This is a genomic window from Paenarthrobacter sp. YIM B13468 (assembly GCF_042788025.1).
GTDB classification, from domain to species: Bacteria; Actinomycetota; Actinomycetes; order Actinomycetales; family Micrococcaceae; genus Arthrobacter; species Arthrobacter aromaticivorans.
The window spans coordinates 301,318-319,250 of sequence record NZ_JBHZPI010000002.1 but is presented as its reverse complement, the minus strand read 5'-3'; the positions used below and the strand labels follow the sequence as shown (position 1 = coordinate 319,250).

Here is a 17,933-nt window from a genome sequence, read left to right as displayed (position 1 = left end):
GTTGCTGCGGGTGGTTTCATTCAAGCTGGTTACGCCAGGGATCGTTTTATCGTCCCGTCCGTGTCTATGAAGAGGTTTGCGGGAGCGCTTGTCGTCGGCAGCGATGAGAGCCGCAGCGCGGCCGCCCTGACCTTTCCTTGGAAGTAGGCGCCGCCGGTGAACTGGGCCCAGTAATCGGGGTTTTCGGGAGTAAGGATTATCTCGGAGGCGCCATTCTGTATTGCCGCGCTACCCGTGCCGTTATCCGGGGTGATTTGCAGGTCAGGGCCGAACTGGATGTTTCCTCCTGGATGAATCTCGGTGTCGCCTGCCCTGATCCGTCCACCAGTGGTAACCGTCAGGTCGCTTCTGAGAGTTGTGGCGCCTTGCACGTCGAGTGTCCCCGTGGTTTTCATGGGTCCGTTGACATCGAAGTCGCCCGTCACGGTTGTGTCCCCTGCAATGTCCGTCGTTCCGTTGAGGTGGGTTGGCCCTGTCACCGTGAAGTCACCTGTCACGGTGGTGTCGCCGGCTATGGACGTTACGCCGGTGATCTCGGTAGGGCCGTTGAGGTTTACATCTCCGGAGGCCGTGAAAGAACCAGACATGTCGATGTCACCGGAAGCAACAAGTGTGCCCGAGATGGTGGCCGTCCCGGTTACGTCAAGGCCGCCATTCTCCACGATGATGGATCCGCCGCCCGCCACTCTGAGGTTGCCGCGGGTGATGGACATGCTGTGCTGTGGAGAAGCATGTTCCAAGGCGCTAAGTCGGTCGAAGATCTCCCGGAGTCGGCTCTGTGTAAGGTCGTCAATCTGTCCCATGGCTTCGTTCCCTTTGCATGTTGGTAAGGAATCGCAATCACTCTGCTTCGAGTAGCAGGAACACGCGGCACGTAGCCGCAATGCGAAGGTCTGGCTAGTGGTTGGTTGTAACGGATATCCCTGAAGGCGCCCCTCTGTGGCAGTTTCCCCATGTCCTGGATGTCTCGCTAGTCCAGGGCTTTTCCGGGCTTCTGGAGGCGGAAATCTGGCGGATCCGGCCGTACCCCTGAAACGTGGGGAACCGTACAAGGAGAAAGTTACAGCGCCTCTACGGCAGAAGAGCGGACCCGGGGGGAGGGGTCCCCCCGCCCCTCCCCTGAGTCATTGATCTACTTCGAGGCCTGTAGTCGACTTCGTACTTGGCCGTAGACGACATCCTGCTTTGCCTCATGCTCCGCGATGCTGGCGGCACTGACTTCGCCCCGCTTGGAGCGTTTCGCGTCTGCTTCTGCTGGGGTGTGGATCCGCGGCCGGGCGAGTGTGATGGCTCGAGCACGAGCCATCATCCTATTCATGCCGGCTGCTTTGGCTGGCTCGGCGTATTGGCTGATCTGGTCAGCGTCTTCGTACAGCAGTTGGTTGATGCTGTAGTTGTTGATGTCCCGCTTGCTGTCGTTGTTGATGATCTTGTTTGAGTGCCAGTCAGCGAGCAGCGCGCCGATGGTGTCCAGCGTGAGAAGGTGTTTCTCAAGTTGGAGCCACGCCTCTCCCTTTCCTCGGCGGGCGGCGTCTTCCAAGTCCTTGGTGCTGTCGGGGATGGCGTCTCGGGTCTTCTGAATCCCGGCTGCCGCGTCGGCCAGGAGGGGCTTCAGCAACTCGACTGTTCGGCTTGATGCCCTCCGGAAATGCTGCCATGCGTCTGCTTCGGCGAAAGTGACGGCGAGTTCGAAGGTTTCGATTGCTTCGTCTAGGTAGTCGTCGGTGTTTACCACTGAGACGGTTGTTACCAGAGCTGTTGCGGTGTCATAGCTTCCCGGTTCAGCGGCGAGTCTTCTTGCGGCTGCGCGGGAGTCAATGCCATTGGCTTCTTTGAAGTCCTTGGCGTAGCGGTTGATGATTCCGACGTTGGCCAGACTCGAGTAGACGGGCCCAAGGTGGTCGGTGTTCACTGCCATGTCTTCGAGGGCTTGGAGCCACGTCGTGAGCTCGGATGTGCGGAGCTCTCGGAAGGTTGCCTTGGTGTCAATCTTGTAGTGCCGTGCGTTGATGGTCATTAGCCCTCCTGGACTTTGAGGCGTGCGTGCTTCTTTATTTTTGGTGTGGTGTCTGTGGGTTTGTTTAGTGCTTCGCTGACAATGTCGTCGACGGTAGGTTCAGCGTCGTTGTCAGCGTCTTGCAGGATCTGCTTGTAGAACTCGTCGTCGTGATTCATCGGCGTTCGCTTTCGAAGTAGGGGCGGCGTTTCAGGTTGCCTAGGATGTGGTCGTTGCAGAGGCCTCTTTCAACGAGCTGGATGGCCAGTGAAAGCGGGCTTTCCTGCTGGTTCTCGAGCTCTTGAGCGCGGCGCTCACGTCGCTGGCGCTTCTGCTGGCCCTTATCGTGCTTCTGAGGCATTATCAGTCTTCTTTCTGTGATGGTGCGTTGGCGGTGTCTACGAGGTCGTGGAGCCTGTCCGCGAGGTGGCGGGCTTCGTCGTAGGTGAGGTGGGCTACGAGGTTCCGGCCCCAGAGGGAGACGCCGGGGATGATCTCCCCGGATCGGTCCTTCCAGCAGTACTTCCGGACTTTGACGTAGGGTCGCCTGTTGCCAGTCATGAGGCTTGTTTCTCCCTTTCAATCAATTCGGCCAGGGCGTTGAGTTGTCGGTTGCGTTCGTCTTCAATCGGGCTTCCGCTCGCGTGCGTTACGGAAGGTGACGAAACCGCCTGATTGATGTTCTTTGGTTGGTCTTTGATGTGGTGGTAGTGATCTGGTGGTACGTCATGGGTGCTGGGTGATTCCGTCAAAATGACGGGTGTTTCCGCACCAGTGACGGGTGTTTCTTCTGGAATGACGGGTATATCCAGGCGGGCGTTCGCCCGAACATCCTCCGAACATTGGGGTTCGCGAGAGTCTCGCGAACCCTCCGGAGGGTATTTACCCGTCACTGGTGCTGGCTGTATCTGAGAGTCACCCGTCATGGGTGCTGGGTGATTCTCTTCGGGATCCAACATTGGGATTCGTTCCAGCAGATCCGAGGGGACAGTCAGCCGGTACTCGCTTGCGTAGCCTCCTGAGCGCCCGCGGCCAGCAGAGTGGCCCTTATACGTCATCTCCACGAAGCCGTAGGACTCCAGCGCCCGCTGGCCGCGCTCCACGGTGCTCACGCTGGTTCCCATGACGTTCGCCAGACGCCGTTGGCCTGGGCGGACTCGCGTCCCATCGGCGCTGGCATACGTAGCCATGACAAGCCCCAGCAGCTTCACACTTGACGGCTTGAGGATCGCCCGCCGAATCAAGCGTTCCCATTCAAACCGTCCTATCGGCTCTCGGGTGAAGTCCGGGTTGTCGTTCAAGGGGCTCTGTCCTATCTCCGCGGCTTGGATGCGGCTGCAAGGGCGGCGGCGAGCTCCAGCGCGTCTTCTGCCGATAGCTGGGCATAGTTTGGTGGTTGGTGTTCTGCAAGCCAGATATCGAAGGAATGGGTGTCTGTCGTGGAGTTCCAGACGGGCGTGATGATCCACTTCTGGTGATACGTCTCAGGACCCAGCCAGCGAACGTCCGAATGGGGATCCAGGGTGTACCCCTCCGGCGGCTCCGACCAAGGGCCAAGGAACTCAAGAAGCTGAGCCGCCGTCATGTTCATTTCTTCAGCCATTTTGCCGAGCTCTCGCACTGTGGCGGGACGCTTGATAGTGTGTGGCAAGAGAATCTTCCTTTTAGTCGTGGGTTGGTTTGTTGGCCGTGGCGGACTTTGGCGAGGCGTCACGGCTTTTCTCTGTCTTGAGGCTGATCTTGCAAGCCTTGGCTGGACTCATTGCCGGCATTGGCGGGCCTTCGCAAGAGCAGTCGCCCAGCCACTCACAACGGCAGCCGCTCATGCAGGTACCTGCTCGCTGAATGCTGTATTCACCCAGTCCAAAACGTCTTGCTCTCGGTAGACGATGCGGCCCCCGAGCTTGGCGCTTGTGGGGCCCTTGCCTTGATGCCGAAGCCAGCGCAGTTGCCCGGGCGTTTTCCTGACTAGCTCTGCCACCTCAAAAATCGTGAGCAGCTTTACACCTTCCATTTACTCTCCTAAGAAGTACTATGCGTATCCCTGACAGGAACAAGTGTTGTTTGCGTTGGTGGTGATTGTCAAGCTTCACAGGAGTAAGTACTCTGTTCCTGTGAAGAGTACAGAAAAACAACTGGGAAGCGTTGTCAGGAAACTTAGGCAGGCGGCCGGCCTAACTCAGGAGCAACTGGCACAGCAGCTAACGGCCGAAGGACTGCCCACCAAACAGAACACCGTGGCAAAACTAGAAAATGGCCTCAGGCCGACTTCTGTAACCGAGTTCTCTGCATTGGCTCGCCTGTTCAACTTGAGCGTGGCCGAGCTATCGGACGCGGTCTTCCCGCGAGAACTGGATGCGGAGCAGATCAAGGCGGCCGAGGCAGAGAGAAGTGAACACTGGGCCCGGATCGGAGAGCTTCACATCCTGTCCGAATACCTCCAAGACACGATGGGCGCCATCAGGGGAGAGCTGGCCGAGCGCGGCATGAGGGCAGCCCTGTTGGATACGCGCCTGGGAGATCACGAGTCAAAGTCCCCCATCGGCGGCGGCCCCGTCCGGGGAGCGGAACTCGATGCTCAGGTAGCTATGCTGCTCAGGCGTTACATGCGTGGGGAAGACGGCAATGCCAAGCATTCAGAAGCGTGACAACGGCACTTGGCGTGCGCGGTACCGCGACGAAGAGGGCAAAGAGCACGCACGGCACTTCCCTCGGAAGCTAGATGCTCAGCGCTGGTTGGACGAAATAACGACGTCTGTCGTTACTGGCTCCTACGTGGATCCGAAATCCGGCCGAGTCACGCTGGCTTCATTCTTCGAGGACTGGTCCAAAAGACAGCTCTGGGCGGCGGGCACAAGTAAGGCCATGAGCTTAGCCGTGCGCTCCTGCACGTTCTCGGACATCGAGTTCCGCAACATAAAGCGATCACACGTCGAAGCTTGGGTGAAAAAGATGAGCCAAGACGGCTTGGCTCCCGGCACCGTGAAGACCCGATACAACAATGTTCGATCAGTGCTCCGTGGCGCTCGCAATGACAGGATGCTGGCAACCGACCCAGCAGACGGAGTCACGCTCCCCCGGGCACGCAAGGCCGAGCACGCAATGTCGATCCCGTCACCGAGTGACGTCGGAAAGCTACTGGAGGCAGCAGACCCTTGGTTCCTGTCCTTTGTGGCCATGTGTGGCTTCGCCGGCCTCCGGCTAGGTGAAGCTGCGGCCGTCCAGCTAACGGACATCGACTTCCTGCGTCGAACGCTCAAGGTCGAGCGACAGATTCAGCGTGCCGGCGGCGGAGAAGTCCTCATCACCCCGCCGAAATACGGATCGGAACGTCTGGTCCACATACCTGATGGACTGGTCCAGGTGCTGGCTCGGCATGTGGAGCAGATCGGCGTGCACAGCCCTCAGAAATGGTTGTTTCTGGGTGATGGCGGCCTGCCGCCACATCAGAACACAGTGGGGTATTGGTGGCGAAAAACAGTAAAGGCCGCAGGCCTTGAAGCTGTGAAGCTCCATGACCTGCGGCACTTTTATGCATCAGGTTTGATTGCTGCTGGCTGCGACGTCGTCACGGTGCAGCGGGCCCTGGGCCACTCCAAGGCAACCACCACATTGAACACCTACGCGCACCTTTGGCCGACTGCCGAGGACCGCACCAGGTCCGCAGCCGGCGCCATGATGGATGACGCTCTCGGCATTTCTGCGGACTCTCTGCGGACTCATCAAGCCTGAGCCCAGCAAACAAGCGGGAAAACGGGTCAAATCACACGTTGAAGCGGAACTCCACGACGTCGCCGTCGGCCATAACGTACTCTTTGCCTTCGATGCGGACCTTGCCACGGGACTTTGCCTCGGACATGGAACCAGCTTCGATGAGGTCATCAAAGGAGACGACCTCAGCCTTGATGAAGCCACGCTGGAAGTCAGAGTGGATCACACCGGCCGCCTGGGGCGCTGTGTCGCCCTGGCGGATGGTCCAGGCCCGGGTTTCCTTGGGACCGGCGGTGAGGTAGGTCTGCAGGCCAAGGGTGTGGAATCCAACGCGGGCCAGCTGGTCCAGGCCGGACTCGCTCTGGCCGTTCATTTCCAGCATCTCGCGGGCTTCTTCCTCGTCCAGTTCCACGAGGTCGGATTCGAGCTTTGCGTCCAGGAAGACTGCGTCAGCAGGAGCAACCAAGGCGCGCAATTCTTCCTGCTTTGCCGGATCGCCAAGAATGCCTTCATCGGCGTTGAAGACGTAGATAAAGGGCTTCGCGGTGAGGAGTCCGAGCTCCTTGAGGTGCTCCATCTCCAGTTTGTCGCTCTTGATCGAGCTGAAAATCGTGTCGCCGCGCTCCAAAACAGCCTGGGCCGCCTTGATGGCAGCGAGCTCTGCTGCTTCGCGTTTCTTGATCTTGACTTCTTTTTCGATGCGCGGGATGGCGTTTTCGATGGTCTGAAGATCGGCGAGGATGAGCTCGGTGTTGATGGTCTCCATATCGGAGCGCGGATCCACCTTGCCATCTACGTGGATGACATCGGGGTCGTCGAAGACGCGCACAACCTGGGCGATCGCCTGGGCTTCGCGGATATTGGCGAGGAACTTATTGCCCAGGCCCTCACCCTCCGATGCGCCCTTCACGATGCCGGCGATGTCGACAAATGACACAGGAGCGGGAAGCAACTTCTGGGAACCAAAGATCTCCGCCAGCTTGGCCAGACGGGGATCCGGCAGGTTAACGACACCGACGTTCGGTTCGATCGTTGCGAACGGATAGTTCGCAGCAAGCACCTGGTTGCGGGTCAGTGCGTTGAAAAGAGTTGATTTGCCGACGTTGGGCAGTCCGACGATGCCAATAGTAAGAGCCACGAGCATTTATTCTACCCGTTGCCGCGATGACCATGCTTGTTCGTTCCTGCAGACAACGCCGTCGACTGCCCTTTGCTAAAACTGTCGGACCCCTATGACAGGGTTGCCACATGGATGGATTTGGATTGGTTTTGGCTCTGCTCATGCTGCTGATCGGTGCGGCAGTGGGACTCGGCATGGCATATGTGGTCTTTCGACGCCGGACGGCCGGTCTGGAGGAGGACTTCGACGCCGTTTCCTCGCGCCTTTCGGAGGTGACCGCCCAGCTCGCAGCCGCCGACGCCGAACGGCGGCTTCTGTTCGCACAGAACCGGGAATTGAGTGATTCAAGGAGCTCAGACGGCAGCGTCCTTCGCGCCTTGGGGCCCGTGGCCGAAAAGCTCACAGCGGTACAGCAGCAGGTCGCGCTCCTGGAACGCGACCGCGTGGAGCAATATGGTCAACTGGCACAGCAACTTCAGGACGCCAGGCTCTCCGACGAACAGCTTCTACGGTCCACGCACGCCCTTGCTTCGGCACTACGATCCAACAGTGCCCGCGGCCAGTGGGGCGAGGTTCAGTTGCGTAGGGTTGTGGAAGCCTCCGGAATGCTCCGCCACGTTGACTTCCACGAGCAAGTGCACTCCGGCCGGAGCGAGAACACGCTGCGTCCGGACCTTGTAGTGCAGTTGCCGGGCGGGAAACAACTTGTGGTGGATGCCAAGGTCCCGTTGGCTTCCTATCTGGCGGCGCAGGAGCAAGTGCACGGTGAAGGCTCAATGGGTGAATCAGTCGCGCCAACGGCCAATCATGATTCCAAGACGCTCCTGGCACAGCACGCCAAGGCACTCAAAGCCCACATCGATGCCCTCGCAGCCAAGAAGTACTGGGACATTCCGGGCAACTCGCCGGAGCTTGTCATCTGTTTCCTCCCCGCGGAGTCGATTTTGGCTTCAGCCCTGGAAGCTGATCCGGCGTTGTTGGAACACGCCCTTTCGCGGAACGTCGTCCTGGCATCGCCCGGAACGCTGCTGGCGGTCCTGAAGTCGGTGGCCTTCACGTGGCGGCAGGATGTCCTGACCGACAGCGCCCACGAACTCTTCGAACTGGCCAAGCAGCTCTACGAACGCATGGGCACGCTCGGCGAGAACGTCGGGAAGCTCGGAAGTTCGCTGAAGACATCCGTGGACCGCTATAACGCGATGGTCGGCACACTGGAAGCCCGGGTACTCCCCACAGCACGCAAACTCAACACCATGGACGACGCCGGACTCGCCACACCCATGTCCGTGGAAGCAGTCCCCCGGGCTTTGGCTGCCCCCGAGCTGCTCGCCTTGGACTCCCAGGATTCAGCAGGAGCCCAGGAGGAGTCTGCAGCTTAAATGAACAGGCCCGCTGTGGCAGCTTCCCAAAAAGGTGGCTGCCACAGCGGGCCTGCTAGATACATCCAGAATAAGTACGTCTAAGAGGTAGGACGGTTCCCGCGGCCACCAAGGGCCCGGCTCACGTCGCCAGCCTCCTTGAGGGTGGCCCGAAGCTCCTTCGGCAAAGAGAAGAGAAGGTCCTCCTCGGCCGTTACCACTTCCTGCACTTCCCCATAGCCGTAGTCCGCCAGGAGCCGGAGAACGTCCTGCACGAGCACCTCGGGGACGGAGGCTCCGGAAGTTACACCCACCGTGGCCACGCCCTCGAACCAGCTTTCATCCACCTCATTGGCGAAGTCCACGCGGTACGAACTCTTGGCGCCATATTCAAGGGCTACCTCGACCAAGCGAACAGAGTTGGACGAGTTGGCCGAACCCACCACAATGACAAGGTCAGCCTGCGGAGCAATCTTCTTAATGGCCACCTGGCGGTTGGTGGTGGCATAGCAGATATCGTCGCTGGGCGGGTCCTGCAGCGTGGGGAACCGGTCCTTGAGCAGACGGACGGTCTCCATGGTCTCGTCAACGCTCAGGGTGGTCTGGGAGAGCCAGATGGTCTTCTCCGGGTTCCGCACGGTGACTTTGTCTACCTCGTGGGGGCCATTAATGATCTGGATGTGCTCCGGGGCCTCGCCAGCTGTTCCTTCGACTTCCTCGTGGCCCTCGTGGCCGATAAGCAGGATGTCGTAGTCCTCCTTGGCAAAGCGCACAGCTTCACGGTGGACCTTGGTAACGAGGGGGCATGTAGCGTCAATGGTGCGAAGACCGCGGTCTTCGGCGGACTGGACCACAGCGGGAGACACGCCATGGGCCGAGAAGATCACCAAGGCGCCTTCAGGAACCTCATCTGTTTCTTCAACGAAAATGGCGCCTTGCTCTTCAAGGGAGCTTACGACGTGGACGTTGTGGACGATCTGCTTGCGGACATAAACGGGTGGCCCGTAGTGTTCGAGGGCTTTCTCAACAGCAATGACGGCCCTGTCTACGCCGGCACAATAGCCCCGGGGAGCCGCCAGCAGAACCTTCTTGGGTCCAGTAACCGGCGCCGCCGCCTGAACCTCTTCCGGTGATCGCCGTCTGCGGGGCACCGTGGGCATCGGAATGGAAACTGCTGTGCTGGTCATCCCTCCATGCTACCGGCCCTGCTCCTGGCCGCTGGCAGAAGGTGACCGCCGTCTCGCGGACAGGATCCAACCGATGACCCCCAGCGCCAGGAATGCGCCGGACACCACAGCAGCGATGACAATCCATTCACCGAAGCCCGTCCGGACGGCCGAAACGAACTCCTGTTTGAACAGCTCTGCAACACCGTTGCCACTGGAGAGGCTTCCCATCAGTCCACCAGCCAGATCCACCATCGCTGACCACAGCGCAGCAAGCACCAAGCCGCCAAGTCCAAGGGAGACCATCACCAAAGAGCGGCGACGTGCAGCAGCGAGAGCCAACAGGACCGAAACGACCGCGCCCAAGGCCGCAAGCCACCAGAGCGGGGCGAAGGCTGCCACACGCTCAACCAGTTGCTTTTGGGACGGTTCACCCATGGTCACCAAGCTTTCCGCCGGGACGTCAATCTGTAGTCCGCTGGCGGAGGACAAATGGTCGCGGATAAGCCCGATCAGTGGGCCAATGTCCAGGAGCAGCGCTGTATGTGACACCGTCTCCTCCGGTTGCTTCCCTTCGCCGAAGTTCAACCGATGACTGTTCCTGGCCGTTTCTTCCCATGCTTTGGGGTACTCAGGCCATGACTGCATTCCGGAGGCAGCTTGCCTGAGGGCATCCGCAGCCACCGATTTGAGTGGTTCCGCAAGATTTACGGAGGACTCGAAATTCCCCACTGCGGCTGTAGCAAGTCGGCTTTGGAACTCGGGATCCTTGCCCAGCGCGCTTGCAAGGTGAACGAAGCCGTCCTCCTTGACCACGTTGACATCCGCCCAAGCGGCCGGAACTGCGACGGCCGTGAGCAACAAGGCGAGGACCACTGCCGCCGCGGAAACGAAACTGCGCAAAAGTCATCCTCGGGGTAAGGGGCAAGTGCCACCATCCTAGGTCTGTCCACAGGATAGAAAAAATGTCGGGCTCCAGTGCTAAAGCTATGGATAGAGTTGGAACGCCTGCCCAGGCCCGATTCGACCGCAGGACCGATTGACCGCGCCCCACGGCCGCACAGCTAGCGAGGATATGCAAATGCAGGACGACCCACGGATCACCCATGGCAGCTGACGCGACCCCGGAATCGACGCTTCCAAATACCGCTGCGGAGACCAGCCCGGATAACCCCTGGCCCCTGCAGTTGCTGTCCAGGAAGCTAAAGGCCCACATCGAGCGCGCTCCCTCGGCGTGGATCGAAGGTCAGGTCATCGAACTCAACCGCCGCGGCGGGAACGCCTTCCTGACACTCCGGGACGTCGATGCTGAGATTTCCCTGCCGGCATCCGTATGGTCCACGGTCCTCGACCGCCAGAAGATACCCCTTGAACGTGGTTCCCGGGTGGTCGCGCTGGTCAAGGCCGACTTCTGGGTCAAGACCGGACGTCTCAATATGTCGGTGAAGGATATACGGCCCGTGGGCCTGGGTGACCTCCTTGCCAGGATCGAACGGCTGCGTCAGGCCCTTGCCGCAGAAGGCCTGTTCGCCGACTCCCGCAAACGGAAGCTGCCCCTGCTCCCCCACCGGATTGGACTCATTACAGGGCGGGATTCGGATGCCAAGAAGGACGTCCTCCGTAATGCGGCACTGCGGTGGCCGGCCGTTGAGTTCGACGTACGCGAGGTAGCTGTCCAGGGCAATACGGCCGTTGCACAGATCATTGCCGCGCTCCGTTCATTGGATGCCGATCCGCACGTCGACGTCATAGTGCTCGCCAGAGGTGGCGGCGCTTTGGAAGATCTTCTGCCGTTCAGCAATGAGGACTTGATCAGGGCAGTGGCCGCGGCATCAACGCCAGTGGTCAGCGCCATTGGCCACGAAGCAGACCGTCCCATCCTGGACGACGTGGCTGACCTGAGGGCCTCGACACCCACAGACGCCGCGAAACGCATCGTTCCTGACGTCAGTGAGGAACTCGCCATGGTCCGCCAGGCCCGGGACCATCTTCGCCGGAGCATTGGCAGGATGGTGGACAGGGAGACTGACCGGCTTCACGCCTTGAGGTCACGGCCGGTCCTGGCAACGCCGGACACCATGGTTGCCGCGCGATCAGAAGACATCACGCGTCTTCAGCGGAGGTCGCACGCTGCGGTCAGCACCGCCGTCGTCCGGGCGCTTGACCAGGTCCACCACCTGCGTGCCCAGGTGCGCGCGTTGTCTCCACAAAAGACCCTGGACCGCGGCTACGCCGTTGTCCAGATGGTTGGTGAAGACCAAGCGGGACACACAGTGGTCAGTAGCCCGGCGCAGACTCCCGAAGGCACGCCGCTGGCCATCCGCGTCGCCGAAGGCCGCTTCAGGGCTGTGTCCACCGGGCAAGCACAACTCGTCGAGCACTGATTTCGCGGCAACTGCACGGCACATACACTCATCATCGAATGCGAAGGACCACCATGACAGAGAACAATCCCGCAGCACCTTCACCGGATTCCTTGGATTCCCTCAGTTACGAGGAAGCCCGCGAACAACTGGTGGCGGTGGTCAGTCGCTTGGAAGCAGGCGGAGCCAGCCTTGAGGAATCGCTGGCGCTGTGGGAGCGAGGCGAGGCGTTGGCAAAACGTTGCGAGGACTGGCTTGAGGGCGCCCGTAAGCGGCTGGCAACAGCCCGGGACGCTACCAACGACGGCGGAGCTGCCGCCGGCACAGACTAGACGGCAGAAACTAGCCGCGTCGGGAATAGCCGCTTCTGGAGACCAGCCCACACGACAAGAACGACAGATCCGCCCTTCAGGATTCCTCCACAAGCGCGCGTTCAGTCGCGACGTCGAAATCCGCCTTCGGCCACTCCAGGGACAAGCCCTCCAAGGCGTCCAAAAGCAACTGCTGGACTGCGATCCGCGCGTACCACTTCTTGTTTGCCGGAACAACGTGCCAGGGGGCGATGTCCGTAGACGTCTTCTCAAAGGCCGTGTTGTAGGCATCCATGTAGTCATCCCAGAAGGCCCGCTCCGCGAGATCACCCCGACTGTACTTCCAGTGCTTGCTCGGATCATCAAGCCGCGCGAGAAGACGCTTCTTTTGCTCATTCTGGCTGATGTTGAGCATGACCTTGACGATGGTGGTTCCCTGCTGGACCAGCCTGGACTCGAAATCATTGATGGCGGCATAGCGCCGTTCCAATTCCCCGGCGTCCGCCCATCCATGGACGCGGTGGATCAGTACGTCCTCGTAGTGGGAGCGGTCAAAGACTCCCACCATTCCGGCTGCTGGAGCCTCTTTCTCGACCCGCCAGAGAAAGTCGTGCGACTTTTCCTCGTCTGTGGGTGCCTTGAACGCCTTCAACTGCACGCCCTGCGGGTCCATGGCCCCCACGACGTGACCGACGATGCCGCCCTTGCCGGCAGTATCCATGGCCTGAAGAATCAGCAGCAGCCGCTTGTTGCTCCCGAACTTCCCCTCTGCGAAGAGCTTCTCCTGCAGTTCAGTGAGCCCGGCATCCTGCGCGGCCAACAAAGACTTGCCGTCGGCCTTTGCGCCGGAGTAGCCAGGTGTGGCCGAGGGATCGAAGCTGGCCAGTGAAAACCCGGGCCCAACCCTCAACGACTTGGCTGGACTTTCGGCGAACTCAACTGCAACGGGCATGGCTTGCCTTTCTGCCTGAACGCGACCTCGTGACGCGGCCATGGACCTCAGGCTAGTTCCCGGGGTACCTCGTCAGGAAGTCCGCCATGCGGCCAATTGCCTCTTCAATATCCTTGACGTTGGGCAGAGTCACCATCCGGAAGTGGTCCGGCCGCACCCAGTTGAAGGCACGTCCGTGGGAGACCAGGATCTTCTGTTCCTTCAGCAGGTCCAGGACGAACTTCTCATCATCCCGGATGTGGTAAACCTCTGGATCCAGCTTGGGGAACAGGTAGAGGGCACCCCTGGCCTGCTGCGTGCTGACACCCGGGATCGCGTTCAGGAGGTCGTACGCTTTGTTGCGCTGCTCAAGGAGCCTGCCACCGGGAAGGATGAGATCGTTGATGCTCTGGTGGCCGCCAAGCGCTGTTTGTATGGCGTGCTGTGCCGGGACGTTGGCGCACAAACGCATATTGGCCAGCAGATTGATGCCTTCAAGGTAATCGGCAGCATCCTTCTTGGGACCCGAAATGGCCATCCACCCGGCGCGATAGCCGCAAACGCGGTACGCCTTGGACAGGCCACTGAACGTCAGGCACAGGACATCGTCCCCGGTCAGCCCTGCGAGGTTTACGTGGACAGCGTCTTCGTAAAGGATTTTCTCGTAGATTTCATCGGCAAACAGGACCAGGCCGTGCTTTTCGGCCAGTGCCACGATCTTCTTAAGAGTCTCTTCAGGGTAGACGGCACCCGTGGGGTTGTTCGGGTTGATCACGACGATGCCCTTGGTGCGGGGAGTGATCTTGGATTCCATGTCCTCAAGATCAGGTTGCCACCCCGACTCCTCATCACAGAGGTAGTGGACGGGCCGGCCGCCAGCCAGGGCAACGGAAGCTGTCCAGAGCGGGTAGTCGGGGGCGGGAATCAGTACCTCATCGCCATCTTCAAGAAGTGCCATAAGGGACATGGTGATGAGCTCGCTGACCCCGTTGCCGAGGTAGATGTCATCAACGTGGATGTTCTGGATTCCGCGGGTCTGGTAATACTGCGAAACGGCGGTCCTGGCCGAGAAAATGCCGCGGGAATCGCTGTAGCCCTGGGCATTGGGCAGGTGGCGGATCATGTCCACCAAAATGGCGTCAGGCGCTTCAAAACCAAAGGGAGCCGGGTTTCCGATGTTCAGTTTGAGGATCCGGTGACCCTCTGCCTCCATCTGCTGGGCGGCCTGAAGAATCGGTCCACGGATGTCGTAAAGGACATTATGAAGCTTGGTGGACTGCTTGAAATTCGCCATTCATCAAATATGCCACACCGGGGATGGACTTCAGTTGAGACTTAACTCACATGTACGACGACGGCGGCGACAGGCCCGCGAGGGTCCGTCACCGCCGTCGTACGCGGTTTGCGTAGGCGCTACTTAACGATGCCCTTGTCTTTCAGCCACGCAGCTGCGGCATCCTTGGGGCTCTGCTTCTGGTCGCCACTCACGGAGCGGTTGAGGTTGATGAGGTCCTCAGTGGTCAAGATCTTGGACACGTTGTTGAGAGCGTCCTTGGCCTTGTCCGTCATTTTGGCCTTGTTATAGAGCGGCAGTACTTGCTGGGCCTTGAAGTTGTTTTTGGGATCTTCCAGGACCACGAGGTCGTTGTCGGCAATCGAGGGGGTGGTGGTGTAGATGTCAGCCACCTGGACCTTGTCCTCCAGCAATGCCTGCAGGGTCAGGTTGCCACCGCCGTCGTTGAACGGCTGCAAAGCCTTGAGCTCGCAGTTGTAGTTCTTCTTCAATCCCGGAAAACCGTACGAGCGGGTCTCGAACGTGGCCGGGGCAGCCATAGTGAAGTCCTTGCACACCTTGGCCAGGTCCTCGATGGACTTCAACTGGTACTTCTCGGCTGTGGCCTTGGTGACCACCATTGCGTCCTTGTCCTCTGCCTTGGAAGCGTCCAGCACCGCCAGGCCGTTCGGAAGCTTCCCAGGGAGTGCCTTGTAAACGTCATCGGCCGAAACCTCCTGGGCCTCAGTATCCACGAAGGAAAGAAGGTTGCCAGAGTAGTCGGGGACGAGGTCCACCGAACCATCCTGCACGGCTTTGAAGTAGATCTCACGAGAGCCGATGTTCGGTTTGGTGGTGGCTGTGATCCCGGCAGCGTTGAGTGCCCCGGCGTAAATCTCGCCGATGACCTGGCTTTCCGGGAAGTCGGCCGAACCAACAACAAGCGGCCCACTTGACCCGCTGGATCCGCCGGGCGCAGAAGTGGATGGAGTGGCCAAAGGGCTGCCGCCGCACGCGCTCAAGGCGAGGGCCACACCGACGCCGGCCGCGAGGCCGCCGAGTCCACGGCGCGTCAGGGTCATGGGGACGGAATTTTTCATGGTGTACCTCCTTGAATGGCAGCCGCGGCGGGAGCTGTGGCTGTGAGATCATCGGCCGCCGTGTGGCGTCCGCTTGAGTCGAGGGTGAGGCCAGGCGAGAGAACCATCCTCTGCAAGGCCGCCAGAACGAGGTCCACTGCGATCGCGAGGGCAGCGATCAGGAGCGATCCACCAAGCATCCGCGGAAAGTCCTGCAGGACAAGCCCATCGAACAAATACCGGCCCAGGCCTCCCAGCGGCAAGTAGGCGACGACCGAAACTGTGGCAATCACCTGCAGAACAGCTGTCCGGATGCCACCGAACATCACTAGGAGGCCATTGGGGAGCTCGACCCGGAACAGGATCTGAAGTTCCGTCATGCCCATGGCCCGGGCTGCGTCCACCACTGTGGCATCCACGCTGGAGATACCCGCGTATGTCCCGGCAAGCAGCGGTGGAACGGTGAGGATGACCAGTGCCCATACGGGCGGCATCAAACCGCTGCCCGCCAATAAGGCAAAGAGGACCAGCAGGCCCAAGGTGGGCAGGGCCCGCAGGGCGCCGGCGACGGCCACAGCGGCCACCCTGCCACGCCCTGTGTGGCCAATGTAAAGTCCCACAGGCACTGCAATGGCGGCCGCGATGAGTAGCACGAGCCCGCTGTACTGCAGGTGCTCGGACAGCCGGGTGGGAATGCCTCCGCTCCCCGTCCAGTGAATGGGGTCCGTCAGCCAGGCGATGGTGTCCGTGAAAACGTTGCTCATGCCGATGCACCCGGATCCGGCCGTACTGGGGCATGGGGCAAGGATGGTCCGGTCTTCGGCTCAGCGAGCAACGCGGTGCCGTTCTTGCGTTCGCTCCGTCCGCCAGCTGCGGCACGTGTCCACGGAGTCAGGAGACGCTCCAGCACCACCAGCACTGCATCCATGATCAGGGCAAGGACAAGGATGGCGATGATGCCAACCACGACTTCGGTAACGAAGGTCCTCTGCAAACCATCGGTAAACAGGATTCCAAGATTGCCAACTCCCAACAGTGCAGCAACGCTAACGAGCGAGATGTTGCTGACCGAGACCACGCGGAGCCCGGCGAAAAGAACCGGCAGTGACAGCGGGAGATCCACTTGGAAGAACCGGGCCGAGGGCTTGAATCCCATTGCTACGGCAGCGTTTCGGAGATCATCGTCAACCGAGTCAAACGCATCCATGGCAGCACGAACCAGCAAGGCCACCGCATAGATCGTCAATGCGACCACGACGTTGAGGGGATCGAGGATCCGTGTGCCCAGTATGGTGGGCAGGATGATGAAGAGCGCCAGGGACGGGATGGTGTAGAGCAAGGACGTAGCCGTAGCCAGCACAGACCTCAGGGTACTGTTGCGCCGGGCAAGCTGCGCCAAGGGAATTGAGATCAGCAGCCCAAGAAGCATCGGAATGAGTGCGAGCACAAGGTGCTGGCCGGCCAATCCGAAAACCAAGCCAATGTTCGCCAGGAACCACTCCATCAGGTGGCGTCCTCCCTGTGGCGGCGGACTTCCTCAATCAGGGCAAGGACTTCCGGCGCCTTCAACACACCTGCCACCCTGCCGTCGTCGTCCACGGCAACGCCCAACCCCGACGGCGAGGACAACGCCGAATCCAGCGCCCGGCGCAAAGTGTCTCCCTTATGGAAGAGTGAACCGCCGGGGACCAGCCCGGCACCGTCCCGGGGTGAGGACCACCCGAGGGGACGTGATTCGTCGTCGACCACCAGCGCCCACTCCCCCGCCCGGCGTCCGGCGCTTTGACCCTCGGTTTGTCCCACCATGGTTACGGAGTGGAGCCTCAGCGAGTCCGCGACGTCAAAGGCGAGGTGGCGGAAACCACGGTCCCTGCCCACGAAGGAGGCTACGAAATCGTTGGCCGGTGCCCGGAGGATCTCTTCCGGGGCGGCATATTGGGCAAGCTTGCCGCCAACAGCAAAGACTGCCACCTTGTCGCCCAGAACCGTGGCCTCGTCAATATCATGCGTGACAAACACGATGGTTTTAGCCAACTCGCGCTGCAGGCGCAGGAGTTCCTGCTGGAGTTCATCGCGAACCACCGGGTCCACGGCGCTGAAGGGCTCGTCCATCAGAAGCACTGGCGGGTCGGCTGCGAGCGCGCGTGCCACTCCGACGCGCTGCTGCTGACCGCCGGACAGCTGCGAGGGGTACCGCTTGCCAAGCACCGAAGCCAGCCCAACGACGTCGAGAAGTTCTGCGGCACGTTTGCGCGCATCGGCTTTGGACACGCCGTTGAGCCGGGGAACCGTAGCGATGTTATCCAGAACTGACCGGTGCGGGAGCAGCCCGGAGGACTGCATGACATAGCCCATGGAGCGGCGAAGCTGCGCCGCCGGCACCGTGGAGACATCCTTGCCTGCCACCGTGATGGTGCCCGAGCTCGGCTGCACCATGCGGTTGATCATGCGCAGCGAAGTCGTCTTGCCACAGCCCGAAGGACCCACGAGGACCGTGATGGCTCCCTTGTCGATGGACATGGTCAGGTTGTCGACGGCGGGCTGGCCGCCTTGGTATTGCTTGGTCACGCTCTGGAACTCAATCATGGCTTCAGCCATACCCGGGCCTATCTTCGGCGGACGATC

General features: G+C 60.5%; 22 protein-coding genes. 5 read left to right on the top strand and 17 right to left on the bottom strand.

What is annotated here, in order from left to right; genetic code table 11:
* Positions 1-29: 29 nt before the first annotated feature.
* From ACFX4T_RS03560 to ACFX4T_RS03525, 8 genes are all read right to left on the bottom strand, one after another.
* Positions 30-803 (bottom strand): hypothetical protein, encoded by a 774-nt coding sequence (locus tag ACFX4T_RS03560; RefSeq protein WP_377650802.1) that lies wholly within the window; start codon positions 801-803, stop codon positions 30-32.
* A 329-nt stretch (positions 804-1,132) separates the two neighbouring features.
* Positions 1,133-2,017 (bottom strand): hypothetical protein, encoded by an 885-nt coding sequence (locus tag ACFX4T_RS03555; protein WP_377650801.1) that lies wholly within the window; start codon positions 2,015-2,017, stop codon positions 1,133-1,135.
* Positions 2,017-2,175: a hypothetical protein gene (locus ACFX4T_RS03550; RefSeq protein WP_377650800.1), complete on the bottom strand. Its 159-nt coding sequence runs from the start codon at positions 2,173-2,175 to the stop codon at positions 2,017-2,019. Before ACFX4T_RS03550 ends, ACFX4T_RS03555 begins: the two co-directional genes overlap by 1 nt.
* Positions 2,172-2,357 (bottom strand): hypothetical protein, encoded by a 186-nt coding sequence (locus tag ACFX4T_RS03545; RefSeq protein ID WP_377650799.1) that lies wholly within the window; start codon positions 2,355-2,357, stop codon positions 2,172-2,174. The genes ACFX4T_RS03550 and ACFX4T_RS03545 overlap by 4 nt, the downstream gene beginning before the upstream one ends.
* Positions 2,358-2,359: 2 nt before the next feature.
* Positions 2,360-2,557 carry a hypothetical protein gene (locus ACFX4T_RS03540; protein WP_377650798.1) on the bottom strand — a complete coding sequence of 66 codons (198 nt, stop codon included), beginning with the start codon at positions 2,555-2,557 and terminating at the stop codon, positions 2,360-2,362.
* Complete coding sequence (locus ACFX4T_RS03535; RefSeq protein ID WP_377650797.1) at positions 2,554-3,297, bottom strand: hypothetical protein; 744 nt, start codon at positions 3,295-3,297, stop codon at positions 2,554-2,556. Before ACFX4T_RS03535 ends, ACFX4T_RS03540 begins: the two co-directional genes overlap by 4 nt.
* 11 nt (positions 3,298-3,308) lie before the next feature.
* Positions 3,309-3,647, bottom strand: coding sequence for a hypothetical protein (locus ACFX4T_RS03530; protein WP_377650796.1), 339 nt, complete (start codon positions 3,645-3,647; stop codon positions 3,309-3,311).
* Positions 3,648-3,818: 171 nt separating this feature from the next.
* Positions 3,819-4,010, bottom strand: coding sequence for a helix-turn-helix transcriptional regulator (locus ACFX4T_RS03525; RefSeq protein WP_377650795.1), 192 nt, complete (start codon positions 4,008-4,010; stop codon positions 3,819-3,821).
* 46 nt (positions 4,011-4,056) lie between these two features.
* Between ACFX4T_RS03525 and ACFX4T_RS03520 the strand changes: the two genes are divergently transcribed.
* Positions 4,057-4,644 carry a helix-turn-helix domain-containing protein gene (locus ACFX4T_RS03520; protein WP_377650794.1) on the top strand — a complete coding sequence of 196 codons (588 nt, stop codon included), beginning with the start codon at positions 4,057-4,059 and terminating at the stop codon, positions 4,642-4,644.
* A 217-nt stretch (positions 4,645-4,861) separates the two neighbouring features.
* Positions 4,862-5,728 carry a tyrosine-type recombinase/integrase gene (locus ACFX4T_RS03515; RefSeq protein ID WP_377650793.1) on the top strand — a complete coding sequence of 289 codons (867 nt, stop codon included), beginning with the start codon at positions 4,862-4,864 and terminating at the stop codon, positions 5,726-5,728.
* 31 nt (positions 5,729-5,759) lie between these two features.
* Here ACFX4T_RS03515 and ychF read toward each other — a convergent pair whose 3' ends face one another.
* The gene (gene ychF, locus ACFX4T_RS03510; RefSeq protein ID WP_216925183.1) at positions 5,760-6,845 is read right to left on the bottom strand and encodes a redox-regulated ATPase YchF; all 1,086 of its coding nucleotides are present in this window, start codon (positions 6,843-6,845) and stop codon (positions 5,760-5,762) included.
* A 110-nt stretch (positions 6,846-6,955) separates the two neighbouring features.
* Between ychF and ACFX4T_RS03505 the strand changes: the two genes are divergently transcribed.
* On the top strand, positions 6,956-8,206 hold the full coding sequence (locus tag ACFX4T_RS03505; protein ID WP_377650792.1) for a DNA recombination protein RmuC: 1,251 nt from the start codon (positions 6,956-6,958) through the stop codon (positions 8,204-8,206).
* An 80-nt stretch (positions 8,207-8,286) separates the two neighbouring features.
* Here ACFX4T_RS03505 and ACFX4T_RS03500 read toward each other — a convergent pair whose 3' ends face one another.
* Both ACFX4T_RS03500 and ACFX4T_RS03495 read right to left on the bottom strand, forming a co-directional pair.
* Positions 8,287-9,372: a 4-hydroxy-3-methylbut-2-enyl diphosphate reductase gene (locus ACFX4T_RS03500; protein WP_223946493.1), complete on the bottom strand. Its 1,086-nt coding sequence runs from the start codon at positions 9,370-9,372 to the stop codon at positions 8,287-8,289.
* 9 nt (positions 9,373-9,381) lie between these two features.
* A complete protein-coding gene (locus ACFX4T_RS03495; protein ID WP_377650791.1) occupies positions 9,382-10,254 on the bottom strand; it encodes a hypothetical protein in 873 nt (290 codons plus the stop codon).
* Between the two features lie 203 nt (positions 10,255-10,457).
* On the opposite strand from ACFX4T_RS03495, the gene xseA reads away from it, so the two are divergent.
* Positions 10,458-11,735, top strand: a complete 1,278-nt coding sequence (xseA, locus tag ACFX4T_RS03490; RefSeq protein WP_377650790.1) for an exodeoxyribonuclease VII large subunit — start codon at positions 10,458-10,460, stop codon at positions 11,733-11,735.
* A gap of 53 nt (positions 11,736-11,788) precedes the next feature.
* Complete coding sequence (locus ACFX4T_RS03485) at positions 11,789-12,046, top strand: exodeoxyribonuclease VII small subunit (protein WP_216925179.1); 258 nt, start codon at positions 11,789-11,791, stop codon at positions 12,044-12,046.
* Between the two features lie 76 nt (positions 12,047-12,122).
* Here ACFX4T_RS03485 and ACFX4T_RS03480 read toward each other — a convergent pair whose 3' ends face one another.
* The 6 genes from ACFX4T_RS03480 to ACFX4T_RS03455 all read right to left on the bottom strand — a co-directional run bounded on the left by ACFX4T_RS03480 (position 12,123) and on the right by ACFX4T_RS03455 (position 17,906).
* Positions 12,123-12,977 carry a polyphosphate kinase 2 family protein gene (locus ACFX4T_RS03480; RefSeq protein ID WP_223949325.1) on the bottom strand — a complete coding sequence of 285 codons (855 nt, stop codon included), beginning with the start codon at positions 12,975-12,977 and terminating at the stop codon, positions 12,123-12,125.
* A 52-nt stretch (positions 12,978-13,029) separates the two neighbouring features.
* The gene (locus tag ACFX4T_RS03475; protein ID WP_216925178.1) at positions 13,030-14,250 is read right to left on the bottom strand and encodes a pyridoxal phosphate-dependent aminotransferase; all 1,221 of its coding nucleotides are present in this window, start codon (positions 14,248-14,250) and stop codon (positions 13,030-13,032) included.
* Positions 14,251-14,369: 119 nt separating this feature from the next.
* The gene (locus ACFX4T_RS03470) at positions 14,370-15,329 is read right to left on the bottom strand and encodes an ABC transporter substrate-binding protein (protein WP_377650789.1); all 960 of its coding nucleotides are present in this window, start codon (positions 15,327-15,329) and stop codon (positions 14,370-14,372) included.
* Positions 15,326-16,072: an ABC transporter permease gene (locus ACFX4T_RS03465; protein WP_377650788.1), complete on the bottom strand. Its 747-nt coding sequence runs from the start codon at positions 16,070-16,072 to the stop codon at positions 15,326-15,328. Before ACFX4T_RS03465 ends, ACFX4T_RS03470 begins: the two co-directional genes overlap by 4 nt.
* Complete coding sequence (locus ACFX4T_RS03460; protein WP_223946497.1) at positions 16,069-16,812, bottom strand: ABC transporter permease; 744 nt, start codon at positions 16,810-16,812, stop codon at positions 16,069-16,071. Before ACFX4T_RS03460 ends, ACFX4T_RS03465 begins: the two co-directional genes overlap by 4 nt.
* Positions 16,812-17,906 (bottom strand): ABC transporter ATP-binding protein, encoded by a 1,095-nt coding sequence (locus ACFX4T_RS03455; protein ID WP_377650818.1) that lies wholly within the window; start codon positions 17,904-17,906, stop codon positions 16,812-16,814. The genes ACFX4T_RS03460 and ACFX4T_RS03455 overlap by 1 nt, the downstream gene beginning before the upstream one ends.
* Positions 17,907-17,933: the final 27 nt, after the last annotated feature.

Bases quoted from the DNA above. Each gene is read 5' to 3' on its own strand.
- ACFX4T_RS03560 (WP_377650802.1), bottom strand. From the start codon at position 803: ATGGGACAGATTGACGACCTTACACAGAGCCGACTCCGGGAGATCTTC.
- ACFX4T_RS03555 (WP_377650801.1), bottom strand. From the start codon at position 2,017: ATGACCATCAACGCACGGCACTACAAGATTGACACCAAGGCAACCTTC.
- ACFX4T_RS03550 (WP_377650800.1), bottom strand. From the start codon at position 2,175: ATGAATCACGACGACGAGTTCTACAAGCAGATCCTGCAAGACGCTGAC.
- ACFX4T_RS03545 (WP_377650799.1), bottom strand. From the start codon at position 2,357: ATGCCTCAGAAGCACGATAAGGGCCAGCAGAAGCGCCAGCGACGTGAG.
- ACFX4T_RS03540 (WP_377650798.1), bottom strand. From the start codon at position 2,557: ATGACTGGCAACAGGCGACCCTACGTCAAAGTCCGGAAGTACTGCTGG.
- ACFX4T_RS03525 (WP_377650795.1), bottom strand. From the start codon at position 4,010: ATGGAAGGTGTAAAGCTGCTCACGATTTTTGAGGTGGCAGAGCTAGTC.
- ACFX4T_RS03515 (WP_377650793.1), top strand. From the start codon at position 4,862: ATGAGCTTAGCCGTGCGCTCCTGCACGTTCTCGGACATCGAGTTCCGC.
- ACFX4T_RS03505 (WP_377650792.1), top strand. From the start codon at position 6,956: ATGGATGGATTTGGATTGGTTTTGGCTCTGCTCATGCTGCTGATCGGT.
- ACFX4T_RS03500 (WP_223946493.1), bottom strand. From the start codon at position 9,372: ATGACCAGCACAGCAGTTTCCATTCCGATGCCCACGGTGCCCCGCAGA.
- xseA (WP_377650790.1), top strand. From the start codon at position 10,458: ATGGCAGCTGACGCGACCCCGGAATCGACGCTTCCAAATACCGCTGCG.
- ACFX4T_RS03485 (WP_216925179.1), top strand. From the start codon at position 11,789: ATGACAGAGAACAATCCCGCAGCACCTTCACCGGATTCCTTGGATTCC.
- ACFX4T_RS03480 (WP_223949325.1), bottom strand. From the start codon at position 12,977: ATGCCCGTTGCAGTTGAGTTCGCCGAAAGTCCAGCCAAGTCGTTGAGG.
- ACFX4T_RS03475 (WP_216925178.1), bottom strand. From the start codon at position 14,250: ATGGCGAATTTCAAGCAGTCCACCAAGCTTCATAATGTCCTTTACGAC.
- ACFX4T_RS03470 (WP_377650789.1), bottom strand. From the start codon at position 15,329: ATGAAAAATTCCGTCCCCATGACCCTGACGCGCCGTGGACTCGGCGGC.
- ACFX4T_RS03465 (WP_377650788.1), bottom strand. From the start codon at position 16,072: ATGAGCAACGTTTTCACGGACACCATCGCCTGGCTGACGGACCCCATT.
- ACFX4T_RS03460 (WP_223946497.1), bottom strand. From the start codon at position 16,812: ATGGAGTGGTTCCTGGCGAACATTGGCTTGGTTTTCGGATTGGCCGGC.
- ACFX4T_RS03455 (WP_377650818.1), bottom strand. From the start codon at position 17,906: ATGGCTGAAGCCATGATTGAGTTCCAGAGCGTGACCAAGCAATACCAA.